Source organism: Micromonospora sp. CNZ299 (assembly GCF_002754415.1).
In genome coordinates, this window is sequence record NZ_PEFG01000001.1 from 1139801 (window position 1) to 1153716 (window position 13916).

At 71.7% G+C, this 13916-nt stretch carries 8 protein-coding genes; 4 read left to right on the forward strand and 4 right to left on the reverse strand.

Annotation, left to right across the window (positions count from 1 at the left end; translation table 11 throughout):
* Window positions 1–15 precede the first annotated feature (15 nt).
* Window positions 16–1194 (forward strand): glycosyltransferase family 4 protein, encoded by a 1179-nt coding sequence (locus CLT68_RS05450; RefSeq protein WP_099856819.1) that lies wholly within the window; start codon window positions 16–18, stop codon window positions 1192–1194.
* Here CLT68_RS05450 and CLT68_RS05455 read toward each other — a convergent pair.
* The 3 genes from CLT68_RS05455 to CLT68_RS05465 are packed head-to-tail and all read right to left on the reverse strand — an operon-like array spanning window position 1179 to window position 4996.
* Window positions 1179–1373, reverse strand: coding sequence for a hypothetical protein (locus tag CLT68_RS05455; protein WP_030328187.1), 195 nt, complete (start codon window positions 1371–1373; stop codon window positions 1179–1181). The two genes, CLT68_RS05450 and CLT68_RS05455, sit on opposite strands and share 16 nt — an antisense overlap.
* Window positions 1374–1408: 35 nt before the next feature.
* The gene (locus CLT68_RS05460; RefSeq protein WP_099849258.1) at window positions 1409–3118 is read right to left on the reverse strand and encodes an MmpA family trehalose lipid delivery protein; all 1710 of its coding nucleotides are present in this window, start codon (window positions 3116–3118) and stop codon (window positions 1409–1411) included.
* Window positions 3119–4996: a hypothetical protein gene (locus CLT68_RS05465; RefSeq protein ID WP_486482413.1), complete on the reverse strand. Its 1878-nt coding sequence runs from the start codon at window positions 4994–4996 to the stop codon at window positions 3119–3121.
* A gap of 167 nt (window positions 4997–5163) precedes the next feature.
* On the opposite strand from CLT68_RS05465, the gene CLT68_RS05470 reads away from it, so the two are divergent.
* Together CLT68_RS05470 and CLT68_RS05475 are read left to right on the forward strand one after the other, a co-directional pair.
* Window positions 5164–9492: an alpha-(1->3)-arabinofuranosyltransferase gene (locus CLT68_RS05470; RefSeq protein ID WP_099849261.1), complete on the forward strand. Its 4329-nt coding sequence runs from the start codon at window positions 5164–5166 to the stop codon at window positions 9490–9492.
* A complete protein-coding gene (locus CLT68_RS05475) occupies window positions 9489–10730 on the forward strand; it encodes a polysaccharide biosynthesis protein (RefSeq protein ID WP_099849263.1) in 1242 nt (413 codons plus the stop codon). The genes CLT68_RS05470 and CLT68_RS05475 overlap by 4 nt, the downstream gene beginning before the upstream one ends.
* Here the strand turns inward: CLT68_RS05475 and nudC are convergent.
* A complete protein-coding gene (gene nudC, locus CLT68_RS05480; RefSeq protein WP_486482080.1) occupies window positions 10727–11644 on the reverse strand; it encodes an NAD(+) diphosphatase in 918 nt (305 codons plus the stop codon). The genes CLT68_RS05475 and nudC overlap by 4 nt on opposite strands.
* Window positions 11645–11825: 181 nt before the next feature.
* On the opposite strand from nudC, the gene CLT68_RS05485 reads away from it, so the two are divergent.
* Window positions 11826–13646 (forward strand): VanW family protein, encoded by a 1821-nt coding sequence (locus CLT68_RS05485; protein ID WP_099849264.1) that lies wholly within the window; start codon window positions 11826–11828, stop codon window positions 13644–13646.
* Window positions 13647–13916 lie beyond the last annotated feature (270 nt).

The window sequence follows — 13916 nt, forward strand, 5'->3', positions numbered from 1 at the left end:
GAGCGTCGCTTCGGCATGCCCGGACACGTGCTGTTCCTCAACTGGCGAGACACCCGTAACCCCGAGGGTGGCGGTTCCGAGGTGTACGTGGAACGGATCGCCGCCGAGTTGGTGGCGCGCGGTTTCCGCGCCACCCTCTTCTGCGCCGCCCACAGCGAGGCACCCGGCGACGAGATCAACGAGGCGGGCGTCCGGCTGGTGCGGCGCGGCGGCAGACACACCGTCTACCTCTGGGCGGCGCTCAGCTACCTGGTCGGCGCGCTGGGCGTGGGCCCGCTGTCAAACCGTCGGGGCGGCCGGCCCGACATCCTGGTCGACGTCTGCAACGGATTGCCGTTCCTCTCCCCGCTGTGGGCACGGCGACCGGTGGTCAAGCTGATCCACCACGTGCATCGCGAGCAGTGGCCGGTGGTCCTTCCGCGGTGGGCCGCCCGGTTCGGCTGGTGGGTCGAGTCGTCGCTCGCCGTACGCGTCTACCGGCGGTGCCGGTACGTCACCGTCTCCGAGGCCACCCGCCGAGAGTTGGCCGTGCTGGGCGTACCGCCGGAGCAGGTCGCCGTGGTGCACAACGGCACCCCGGCGCTGCCCCGCACCGACGCCGAGCGGGCGCCGTTCCCGCTTCTGGTGACGCTGAATCGGCTGGTGCCACACAAGCGGGTCGAGGTGGCGTTGCGGGCGGTCGCGGCCCTCGCCGACGAGCTGCCCCAGCTGCGGCTGGTCGTCGCCGGCCAGGGCTGGTGGGAGTCGCACCTGCGCGAGCTTGCCGCGGAGCTGGACATCACCGAGCGGGTGGATTTCCGGGGCTTCGTGACGGAGGAGGAGAAAGCGGCTCTGCTCGCCTCCGCCTGGGTTGCCCTGACCCCGTCACTGAAGGAGGGCTGGGGTCTGACGATTGTCGAGGCGGGTTCCGCGGGCACGCCAACGGTCGCGTTCCGGGAAGCGGGTGGAGTCGCCGAAGCTGTCGTCGACGGGCGCACCGGCCTGCTGGCCGACGACATCGACGATTACCTGGCGAAGGTGCGCACGCTTCTGCACGAAGACGAAATGCGGCGAGAGATGGGGGCGCAGGCCCGGAAGCACGCGGCGAGCTTCACCTGGCAGGCCGCGGGTGGGCACTTCGCGGACCTGCTCAACGGTGTGGAGTCGCCCCGCCCAGTGCAGCAGCGGGGCGAGCCGTCCTACCTGTCGCCGTAGACCTCGGGGGCGTACGGGTCCTTCTTTCCGGCACGCTTGGCCGCTTCCGAAACACTCTTGGCCTCGTTGGCCGCCTCTTTGTCGGTGGCGGTCGCGGCGGCCGAGAGCCCGCCAAGGGCCAGGATCCCCAGCAACGCCGCCACCATGCCGGAGACGACCAGGGTCAGAGCTCTACGCATGCCAATCCTCCAATGGCGAGACGTGCGAGCGGACGTTACCACGCGGTAGGGCGCCGGTGTAGTGCCGAAATGGCAGCAGCCATAACCACCAGAAGGGCAGCGACGAGCGCCATCACGACTGCCCACGCGCCATGTCCAGGGGGGTCCGATTCAGGATGAACAGCGGGATTTCGGTAGAGAGTGAGAAACGGTCCCTCGTGGACGGTTTCGAGATCACGAAGGGTCGCCGGGCCGACCTCGCTGGGCCCTTGGTGCTGCACCACCACCCAGCGCACGCCGGTGGCCGAGACGGGCCGCCCTTCGGCCAACACCCGGCGCACCTCGCGGATCCGTGGATTCTCCCCGGCCACCGCGACATCGCCGACCCGGAGTGTGTCGTCGGTCAGCACCGTCCCCGGCAGATAGCGCGGCAATGGATCCAGGACGACACGTCCCGGGTTCCACGGGAAGGCCCGGTAGGCGGACAGCGGCAGCGCGAGGATCTCCCCCGGCTCGCCGGCCACCCGCTCGGCGACCGCCTGCCAGTCCGCCGGATAGCTCACCGGACGAAGCCGGCCGGCACCGCCGTAGGCGAGGTCCGGCATGACGGCCACCGGCAGGAGCAGCAGGCCGACCAGAACCACCCCCGCCACCTCCCGGTCGATCCTGGCCACCAGCCGCTCGGCGCCCAACGCGACACACACCACCAGCAGCAGGGCGTACGGGGCCAGGAACTTCTGGCCGTCTCGAAGCAGCCCCGCGCCCGGCAGGTGCACCACCGCCCAACGCAGCGCGGCGGCCCCGCCGGGGAGCACCCCGAGGGCAGCGAGGAGGAAGGCGATCCCGGCGAGCACCGCCAGCCGCACCGCCGTACCCGGGGACAGCCGGCGCCGCAGCAGGCCGGCACCGACACCGGCCAGGATCAGCAGGATCAGGGTCGCCAGCGGCACCAGCGGTGCCGCGCGACTGGAGGGAGTCGCCTGTGCGCTCCAGACGCCACCCGTACCCGCGAGCGCCACCAGCGGGCCAGCCCAATTCTCCGAACGCGCCGCGAACGCCGCCACCCCCGCCGAATCGGATGACCCGCCAGCACCGGTGACCAGGGCGGCGGTCACCCAGGGGGCGTTGAGTAACGCGACGCCGCCCACCACGAGCGCCGACCGGCGAAGGCGCGTCCGGTCCGACACCAGCAGGATCACCGTGCCCAACGCGATCAACCCGCCGGTCGGGGTGATCGCGGCGGGAGCGGCGGCGAGAACCACCCGAGCGAGCGCGCCATCACGACCCGCCCGCAGGTCCAGCGCCGCCCGGACCAACCAGGGCAGCGCGGCGTACGCGAGCAGCAGCCCCCACTGTCCGATCAGCAGCCGCTCGGCAAGGTAGGGCGTCCACGCGTACGCCACCGCGGCGAGCAACCGGACCGCGAGCCGTTCGGTCGGCACCAGACGGCCGGCGCCGACCGCGGCCAGGAGAACCGCCCCACCGAGCGCCACCCGCTGCACCGCCCAGCCCGGCACGAGCTGGGTCACCAGGGACATCACTGCGTCCATCGGCACCGCCCGGGGCAGAGTCTGCGCCGGGGCGACGAGATCCCAACTCAGCGGCTGCCGGGGTACGAACACCATGTCGTACAGCAGCGCGTAGCCGGGTGCCGCAAGCGGGGCCAGCACCAGCACCGTGACGACCGCCGCAACGGCGTACAGCGGCAGCGTGTCGCGCACCCACCGCGCCGGCGGGGCGCCGACGCCGGTGGTCTGCTCAACCATTCACGGTGCCGGCACCGCGCGGCCGACGGTGATCAGTTGGGTGCACACCCTGACCTCCGAGGTGCTCACGGTGACCTCGACGGCGTCCCCAGCCCCCTCCAGCAGGAAGAACACGTCGTTCAGCCCGCGCTTCAGAGTGATTACCCGGACGGCGTCCCCGAGACGGAAGATTGCCGTCGAGTCGCCCGAACTGACGTAGCCGAAATGGACCGCGTACGGCCACTCCTCCAGGTACCCGTCCAACGGGATTCGGGCGGGCCGACCACCCTCCGCCAGGTGCCCGCAGCCGGGCACCGTCCCCGGCACGATCTTCCGCCCCTGCACCACGACCGGACGGATCCGGCCGAAGTCGTCGAACATGAACGGTTTCTCGGCCTCCGCCACGAAGGTGGGCCGACGCTCGGCCGGGCGGAAGAAGTGCGACTGGAGATTGTCCGGCCAGAAGTAGCCGGCGATGACGCGGTCCGGGACGGTGGTTTCCAGGAAGACGGTGCCCGGCGCAGCGGCGGCAAGCTCGATCTGCGTCGTCGCGAGGTAGTCCCGCCCGTACTTGGTGCTCCAGTTGTCCCCGAAACGGGCCGTGCTCCACAGAGTGCCCACCCCGATGGTGGCCAGGACGACAATTATCGAGACCAGGCCGACCGCGAAGGCACCCGGCTCCCGCAGAACGGTCGGCACCGGCCACGCGGACACGTCGTCCTCATCGGCGTCCTTCGTCCCCAACAGGGCCGCGCCGACACAGATCGCGGCGACCAGCACCACGTCGGCGACGTACCGGGGGATGATGCCCACCAACGTGCCGAGCGGCCCACCGAGGCGGGTCACGGCGAAGAGCGCGGCGACCAGCCCGAGGTAGCACGCGAGCAGCAGCCAGGCCCGCCGGGCCGACGGGCGCCGCCGCGCGGTGATCACGATGAGAGCCCCCAGCACCGCCCAGGACAGCCACTTGGCGATGTCGTACGGGTTCACGGCCGGAGGACCGTCACCGGCGTACGCCCAACGCCAGGGGCCTCCGAGCAGACCCGGAACGACGGTTTCGCCGACCAGGTCACCGAGGAATTTGAGGACCTGACCGATGGATGTGGGTTCGTCCAGCTCGCGGGCGGGACGGGTCAGATAGAACGCCAGGTACGCCCCGGACAGCGCACCGAGCGCCAGCCACGCCGGCCAGTGTCGGCGGACCGTCGTCACCAGGCTGCGCCAGGCACCACCCGACGTGAAGAGAAAGACGGTCAGCAGGAACAGCAGCGGCACGATCAGCAGGGACTTGGTGTCGAAGAGCAGGCCGAACACCACCCACAGGACGACCGCCACGAGGTGCCGCAGTCGACCGGTCCGCACGTACCAGACCTGGGCCGTCGCCGCCATGACCAGGGCCAACTGCATCGGCAGCACGAGCAGCCCGACCAGCCACAGCGAGGAGACCTCAAGCGTCAGCGGGCTGAACACGAACAGGCACAGCGGGATGAGCAGCCCCCAGCCTGGCCGGAGCAGATGGCGCAGCAACCGGTAGACGGCGAACCCGGTCGCCGCCTGGCCGACCGCCAGCAGAAGCACCCAGGGCCAGGTGACAAAGCCCGCCACCCGCACCATCGCCCACGCCACCAGCAGGCCGCCGGGCATGAGGTGGTTGTTGAAGGTACGCAGGAGGTAGTCCGCGTCCAGCCGGGTGTCGAGAACCTGGGCAGCAATGACGAACTCGTCCTGCGAGAACCAGCCACGGGTGGCGAGGCCGGCGCGCCAGGCGACGGACACGACGATGAGGGCGAACGCTACCGCGCGGACACGGTCGGCACGGAACCATCGCCCGATCGGCCCCGGCCGGTCGCCCTCGGACGCGACGCCTTCCGGATGCGTCTCGACCTCAGCTTCTGGCATTGACATGGTCGGCAGCCTGCCACACGCTTACACGCCGTGGGGGTGGCCGTTCTCCCGATAACGCCACCGCAGCACCCCTGGTGGCCCGTCCGTGCCCGACCCGGATAACGTCGCGCGACGGTCGTCGGTTGCAGGTGCGCGTCCGGCTGGCGAAGACAGGAGCCGAAATGCGTGCAGAGGTGACCAATGATGCCGCTCCGGGGTCCAGCCGTGCCCGGCACACGGCCCGACGGTTTCGGCACCTGACCATTTGCATCGCTCTCACCGCCCTCGCCTTTCAGCAGGCCCCGGGTCTGGTCGTCCCCGACACCAAGATCGACCTGAGCGTCAACCCCGCCGGGTGGCTGCTCCGCTCGCTGCACCTCTGGGACCCCACCGGCACGTTCGGTCAGCTACAGAACCAGGCGTACGGATATCTCTGGCCGATGGGCCCGTTCTTCCTGCTCGGATCGGAACTCGGCCTCGCGCCGTGGGTGGTCCAGCGGCTGTGGTGGGCGCTGATCTTCTGTGTCGCCTACCTGGGAGTGGTAAGGCTGTCGGGCAGGCTGGGCATCGGCACACCCGCCGGACGCATGATCGCCGGTGTCGCCTTCGCGCTGTCACCCCGCATCCTCACCCAGCTCGGCTGGGCCTCGGTGGAGTCCTGGCCCAGCGCCATCGCCCCCTGGGTGCTCATCCCGCTGGTGGGCCTCGCCCGCGGCACCCCCCTGCGGCGCGCCGTCGCCGGGTCGGCCGTCGCCGTCGCCTGCGCCGGTGGAGTCAACGCCACAGCCGTGGCCGCGGTTGTGCCACTCGCCCTGCTCTGGCTCGCCACCCTCCAGCCCTTACGCCGCCGCGTCACCGCCATCGCCGCCTGGTGTGGCGCGGTGGCGCTGGCCACGGCGTGGTGGTTGGTTCCGCTGCTGGTTCTGGGGCGGTACAGCCCGCCCTTCCTGGACTACATCGAGACCGCCCGGAACACGACCAGCGTCACCGACGCGGTGACGACGCTCCGCGGCGCCTCCTACTGGCTCGCCTACGTGGCCTCCCCGTTCGGGCCGAACCTTCCGGCCGGCGCACGACTCGCCAACGAGGCGCTACTGGTCGCCGCGACCCTGGTGGTCGCCGCCCTCGGTGTCCTCGGGCTGTCCCGACGCGGGATGCCGCACCGCCGGTTCCTCATCACCGGTCTGGTGCTGGGCGCCGCGCTCGTCGGTCTGGGGCACGTCGGTGACCTGCCGAACCTCCTCGCCGGCCCTCAGCGGGAGTTCCTCGACGGCGTCGGTGCCCCCCTGCGCAACGTGCACAAGTTCGACGTCCTGCTCCGCCTGCCCCTGGCCCTGGGCATGGCGCACCTGATCGGCCTGGCCGTCCGCGCGGCACGCACCGCGCCCGAGCAGCACCGCCCACGAACGGTCGCACGGGCCTGGCTCACGGCCGGCGTGGCCATGGTCGCCGTGACGGCGGTTGCCACGCCCGCGCTCGCCGGCGGTCTCGCCACGCCAGGCGGCGTCAAGGCGGTGCCCGGCTACTGGCATGAGGCCACCGACTGGCTCGACGCGAACACCGGGCGCGGGCGGGTACTCGTCGTACCCGGGGCGCGCTTCCCCTCGTACGACTGGGGCAACACCACCGATGAGATGACCCAGCCGCTGCTGAACAGCCGGTGGGCGGTACGCAACTCCATCCCCTTCACCCCACCGACCACGATCCGGCTGCTGGACGCGATCGAGTCGACACTCGCCACCGGCGCCGGCTCGACCGGGCTGGCCGACCTGCTCGCCCGGTCCGGGATCAGCCACGTCCTGTTCCGCGCCGACCTTGACCACGGCCGCTCCGACACGGCCCGCCCGGCAGTGGTCCGCCAGGCACTGGATCGCTCACCCGGGTTGACCCGCGTCACCTCCTTCGGCCCCCTGCGCGGCGGGCCGTCGTCCCAGGACGAGTTCCGCGACCAAGGGCTCGACGTGTCCGTCCGGGCATTGGAGGTCTACCGGGTCGACCGGCCAGTCGAGCCGGTGGTCGCATACGACCGTGACGACGTGAGCACCGTGGTGGGAGGCCCCGAATCGCTCCTCGACCTCGCCGCGGCAGGGCAGCTCGGCGCGGCGCCAACGGTCCTGGCGGGCGACGCGGCGGCTGCCGGCGTTGCCGGCCCGGTCGCGATGACCGACGGGCTGCGCAGGCGGGACGTGTCGTTCGGCCGATCGCGCGACAACGCCTCCCAGACTCTCACCGCCGATGACACCTTCGAGGTGACGGCACCCGCTCACGACTACCTGCCCGAGTGGGGGGCGCAGCAGTTGACCGTCGCCCGTTTCGAGGGCATCAGCGCGATTCGCGCGTCGACCGCCCGTTCGCAGGTGGACTCCCCCGGCGGCGCCCGCCCTGAGCACCAGCCTTACGCGGCGATGGACGGCAAACCCGAAACCTCCTGGCAGTCCGCGCCGTACTCGCCCAGCGACCGCCAGTGGGTCGAGGTTGGTCTCGCCAACCCGACACGGGTCACCCGGGTCGAGGTTTGGTTCGACCTGAAGGCCGACACCCTGCCCACGACGGTGACCGTCACCGCCGGGTACGAGAGCCGCACCGTCGAACAGTTCAGCGATCACATGGTCTTCGAACTGCCCGGCGTCCATGTCACCCGCGCGGTCCAGATCTCGATCGACGACACTTACGACCTCCGCCCGCTCGGTAACGGATCGGTGGGCATCGCCGAGATCAAGATTCCCGGCGTCCAGACGAGCCGGACCCTTGTCCTTCCCGCCGCACCGGCCACCGATCGGCCGGCGACCGTCGTCGTGTCGGCGGCGCCCACCACGCCGGCCTGCTTCTCCGTCGACGGCCATCCTCGCTGCTCCACCGACGCCGTACGCGGTTCTGAGGACGCCTCCACCATCGACCGGACCCTCACCCTGCCCGCCGCCGGCACGTACGACGCCAAGCTGTGGGCGCGGCCGACGGCCGGCCCGGATCTGGACAACGTCCTCGACAAGCTGGTGGCCGACGCACAGCCGCTGCGCCTCACCGCGCAGGTCACCGCCTCATCAACGGCCGTTGCCGACCCGACCGGTCGGGCCGGCGCGGCGTTCGACGGGGACCCGACCACCAGCTGGTCACCGGCGGTCAGCGACGAGGCACCGATCCTTCGCCTCAAGTGGCTCAAGCCGCAGACCATCACCGGGCTCCGGTTCTCCGTAGACGACGAAACAGCCGCCACCCGCCTCGGAAGTGTGCGGGTGGTCGGCGACGGCGGTTTCCGAAGCAGCCTGCTCGGCGACGACGGGCTCCTTCGCCTGGACCCGCCGATGCGGACCGACGAAATCACCATTCAGTTCCTCGACAAGCCGTCCGCCACCAGCACGGACCCGTACAAGCTGCGGTTGCCGGAAAAGCTGCCCGTCGCGGTCGGCGAGGTGACCGTGCTGCCCGGAGCGCCCATCGTCAAATCGCGCCTCGACGCACCCGTGACACTGGCCTGCGGGTCGGGTCCGACGCTGCAGATCGGCGCGTCCCGGGTGACCACCACGCTCCGCGGCACACTCCGCGACCTGCTCGAACTGCGCGAGATGCCGGTCGAACCATGCGGGCGGGCCACGCCCCGACAGCTTGACCTGGGTCGCGGCGAGCACCGCCTCGTGACCACACCGAGCAATCTCTCCTCGCCGACTCGGGTCGCCCTGGTGCCGCGGACGTCCACGCCGACCCCGGCGGCGGTCGCCAGCGCCATCGAGGTCGGCTCCTGGGCAGCCACCGAACGACGCGTACGGGTGGCCGGCCACCCCGTCGACCGCGTACTCGCCGTGCGGGAGAACACCAACACGGGCTGGGAGGCGACCATCGGCGGGCGGACGCTGAAGCCGCTGGTGGTGGACGGATGGCAGCAGGGCTGGATTCTTCCCGCCGGCACCTCCGGGGAGGTGGTACTCCGCTTCGCCCCGGACACGACCTACCGAGCGGGCCTTCTGCTCGGCGGCATCCTGCTGGCGGTGGTGGTCCTCCTCGCGGTGCTGCCCGCCCGGCAGCCCACCGCGCGCACCTCGTCGACCGCCGTACCGCGAGGCCGTCGTCGGGTCACCCGATCCCTGCCGCTGCTGGCCGTCGGCGCCGCCGCGCTGGTGCTGTCGAGCGGACTCATCGGCGGCCTGTTGGTCGCGGCTGGCTTCATGCTGGCGGTACCCGGCCCTCGCCGCCTGCCCTGGACAGCCGACCCACGCCGGGCCAGGACGATCAGACGGGCCGTCGAGACGTGGCTCCCCGGCGCGCTCGTCCTGCTCGCCGGGTGGGCCTACCTCGAGTCGACGCAACGGAACACCAACGCCCTGCTGCAACTCGCGATCGTCGTCGCCCTGGGCGCTCTCTGGCTTTCCACCGCCGCCCGGCGACGACCCGTACGCCGAGTCACGCCGACTCCGGCGGCCCCAGCCGTTCCGGCGGAACCGGATCCGGCGGTCGCGGAGGCACCGATGCGGAACACGACCGACGGGCACCACCCGGCCCTGTCCGACATCACGTGAGCGCCCGGCGACCCGGCCGTCCGGAGGAGACCGCGGAGCCGGAGCCGACCGGCGGACGGGCCAACGGACTGGGCGCGGCGGGAGTCGGTGTCACCCTGGCCGGCGTCCTCGTCAACGGCCTGGCCTACCTGGTTCCGGTGTTGGCCGCCCGGCGGCTCGACCCGGCCGACCTCAGCGCACTCGCAACCGCCCTCGGCCTGGTGGCCATCGTCAGCGTGCCAGGGCTCGGTCTGCAACTGGCCGTCGCCGTGCACCACGCCCGGCACGGAACCTCCGACACCCGGCGGCTCACCGCAGTCACGGCCGCCGTGTGCGCCGGGAGCCTCATCGCGGCGACGCCACTGCTGGTCGCCGCTCTTGACCTCCCGGTCGAGGTGCCCGCACTGCTGGCGGTCACCACGGCGGCGATCGTGCTCTCCGCCCGCTCCCTGGGGGAGTTGCAGGGCAGCCAGCGCTTCCTGCGACTCGCCACCGGGATGGCCCTGCTCGCCGTGGGCCGCTACGGCGGCGTGATCGCCGGGCTGCTGCTCGGCGCGGGACTGACCGGAGCGCTGGCAGTCGGCGCGCTGACCGTGGCGCTCGCTCCGGCGGTGCTGGCCCGACTCGCCCGCGCACCCGGACGACCGTCCACCGCACCACGGCTGACCACCGCTCAGGTGGTCGCCGGCTGCGGCGCGACCCTGGCGATGCTCGTCGTCTCCTACGCCGATCTGCTCCTGGCCCGGCAACTACTTCCCCCGTCGGGTTCCGCGGCGTACTCGGTCGGCACGGTCCTGAGCAAGGGCGCGCTCTGGGCACCCCAGGTTGCCGCCGTCCTCGCCCTGCCGCGTCTCGCCCGCGGTGACCGCCGCAGCCGCACGGTGGCGCTCACGGTGACGGGTACCTGCGGCCTGGTGCTGGTGCTCGCGTCGACCCTCGCCGGAGGGCTGGCCTTCCGCCTCGCCGGTGGACCCGTCTACGCCCACCTCGGCCGGTACGCGCCGCTCTTCGCTGCGATCGGCGCGCTCTACGCGGTGGTGTTCGTGTTACTCAACGACCGCCTCGCAGCCGGTGCGCGGTGGGCCGCGGCACCGCTGTGGGTGGGCACGGCCGGCCTGGTGACCGTCGCGGCGACGATACGGCCACGCACCGTCGCCGATCTCCTCCTCGCGGCTCTGGGCACCGCCATCGTCACCACTCTGATCATGGCGGTGACCGCCCGTCGACCAACCGGAGCACCAGCGATCGGGCCGGGCTAGCTCTCCACGAGCCAGTCACTCAGAAGGCGGTGGTCGATGGCGTCCACCCGACCGAGGCTCCGGCCGGAGGCCATCCGGTCCCGCAGCTCAGCCCTGGTGAACCAACGCGCCTCCAGCAACTCCTCGCCGTCGACGCGCACCTCCTCGGACGTGGCGGTGGCCCGGAAGCCCACCATCAGGCCGGCAGGGAACGGCCACGCCTGCGACCCCTGGTAGGTCACCTCGGTGACGGTCACGCCCGCCTCCTCGGCCATCTCCCGACGGACCGCGTCCTCCAGGCTCTCGCCGACCTCGACGAACCCGGCCAGCGTCGAGTACGCGTCCTCCGGCGCACCCGCGTGCCTGGCCAGCAGACACCGCCCCGGTGGGCCGGGCGCCTCGATCAACACGATGACCGCCGGTTCGATCCGGGGAAACAGGATCCGCCCGCACTCACCGCCGGTGCAGGTCCGCAGGTGCCCGCCCCCACCGGCGACGGCCGCCGCACCGCAGGTCCCGCAGTACCGCTGCTGCCGGTGCCAGTGCAGCAACCCCCTGCCGTACGCCTGGACGGCCGCGTCGCCTGGTTTCAGGCGCCCGACCATTGTCCGTACGTCGACGGACCGCGTCGCACCGGCCATCTCGACGGCGGCCCGCTCGGGAAGCCCGGACAGGTCAGCGGCGAACACGGCCGCGTCCCCGTCGAGCCCCAGGAAGACGGTCTCACCGGCGGCGGACCGGACGAGCGACGCGCGCTCGGCGGTGAGCCGGACCGGCCCGTCCCCGTCGACGAGACAGCGGTCCCGCCACATGGGCAGCACCACCGTGGTCGGCTCGGTGAGCAGCGCACTCATCCGGGCCGGATCGGTGCGCAACGGGCCCGCCCGGTCCAGCCAGCCGCCCCCGTACGCCAACACCCGTTCCGCTGTGTCCACCCGGTCACCGTGCCACGTCTGCGCTTCGACACCGGCAGCACCCCCGGGCCAGCGCGACACGCCGGGAGACACGCGGTAGCTGGGTCTGGTGGGCGTAGCCGCCAAGGACGGCCGCGCATTCGTTACCGTAGGTGCCTCCGGGAGGGGAAACTCCCGCGGCACCCTGGCGATCGAGGTTGCAGTGACGCTGTACGGCGAAAAGAGTCCACCCGCCGACGACCGGCCCACCGTGCAGGTCACCGCGGTCACCTGGCCGGACGACGGACCGGCGGCCGGGCCGGCGCCCGTCCCTGGCAAGCCGGAGGGCGGCCCGCGCCGCCCCGGCCGGATGCGGATGCTGCTCGCCGCTGGCGTCACCGGTGGTGTGTTCGCTGCTGTCGCGGGTGCCGGCGCCTGGGCGTACGCCGGGGACGTTCCCCGCGGCACCAGCGTGCTCGGCACTGAGCTGGGCGGCCGGAGCCGCGCGGACGCCGACCGGGAGTTGCGGGCGGAGCTGGAGCGGCGGGCGGCAGCGCTCGCCAAACCGCTGACGGTCACCGTCGACGGACGCACCGCCGAGATCAACCCGGCCGACGTGGGGCTCGCCGTCGACGTGCCGGCGACCGTCGCGGCAGCGGCTGAGGCCGACGCGCACCCGGTCAGCCGGCTGGTCGGCTCCCGCACTGTCGAACCGGTGGTCACCGTCGACGCGGGCCGGCTGGACGACGCGCTCCGCAAGGTGCTCGGCGACCAGGCCCAGGGCATGACGATGCCGGCGATCAGCTACCAGGGCACCACGCCGAAGGTGGTGCAGCCCAAACCGGGGTTGGCCCTGGATCCGCAGCGGTCCGCCGAGGTGGTCCGTGCCGCCTGGCTGGCCGGAAACCCGGTCACCGTGCCCCTGGTGGAGAGCCACCCGGCGACCACGCCGGAGGAGTTGGACAAGCTGGTCACCGAGCTGGCGAAGCCGGCGGTCGCCGCGCCGGTCACCCTGCGCACCGACAAGGGTTCGGTGAAGGTCCCGCCCGCCGCCATCGCGAAGAGCCTGCGGTTCACCGCCGACAAGACCGGCAAGCTGACGCCGTCGGTGGACGTCAAGCGGCTGCGGGCGGCGCTCGGCGATGACCTGAACGCTGTCGAGGTCCCGGCGAAGGACGCCACCGTGACCATCGCCGGTGGCCGTCCCACCATCACCGAAGGGCGTTCCGGCCAGCAGCTGGACACGGCGACCCTGGGCACCGAGCTGCTGGCGGTGCTGCCGAAGTCGGAGGGTCGTGAGGTGACCGGCGAGCTGAAGCCGACGCCACCGGAGCTGACCGCGGAGAAGCTGACCAGCCTGGGCATCAAGGAGCGGGTGTCCACCTTCACCACCCGATTCACCGGTGGTCTGGCCTCGTCGCGTAGCCAGAACATCGCCACCATCGCCAAGGACGTGGACGGCACGGTCGTCCTACCCGGAAAGACGTTCTCCCTGAACGGTCACACCGGCGAACGCGGTTACGCACAGGGCTACCGGGACGCCCCGGTCATCCTGAACGGCAAACTGGTGCCGGGCGTCGGCGGTGGCACCTCACAGTTCACCACCACGCTGTTCAACGCGACCTACTACGCCGGGTTGGAGGACGTCGAGCACAAGCCGCACTCGTACTGGTTCGACAGGTACCCGGCGGTCATCGAGTCGACGATCTTCTGGCCGGACCTGGACTTCAAGTTCCGCAACAACACCGATTACGGCGTTCTGATCGACACCTCGTACACGTCGAGCACGATCACGGTGTCGATCTGGAGCACGAAGATCTACGACAGCGTGAAGACGGAGTACGGGCCGCGTCGCAACATCACCACGCCGAAGCTGATCCACCTGGAGCCCGGCCCCTCGTGCATCGCGACCAACGGCATCAACGGCTTCACGCAGGACGCCTTCCGGGTCATCAAGAAGGGTGGCGCGGTGGTCAAGCGGGAGAAGTTCACCTGGCGCTACGACGCGGAGCCCCGCTACGTCTGCGGGCCGAAGCCCTCCTGACGCCTCACCTGCTCTGAGGTTCCGCCGAGCCTGACGTCTCGCCCGCTGAGGTCTCGCCCGCTGAGGTCTCGCCCGCTGAGGTCTCGTCCGCGCTGAGGTCTTACTCGCCGGCGTCACGGCCCTGGCCGTGGCGCCGGCCACCCTGCGGGCGGCATCGGCACCACCCCGTGCGTCCTGCACTCGGATCTCGGCACTCGGATCTCGGCACGGAACCGGTGTGCGGCGGGATGCCACATCTCCTCGAACGGCCCATGACCTAACCACCGATAC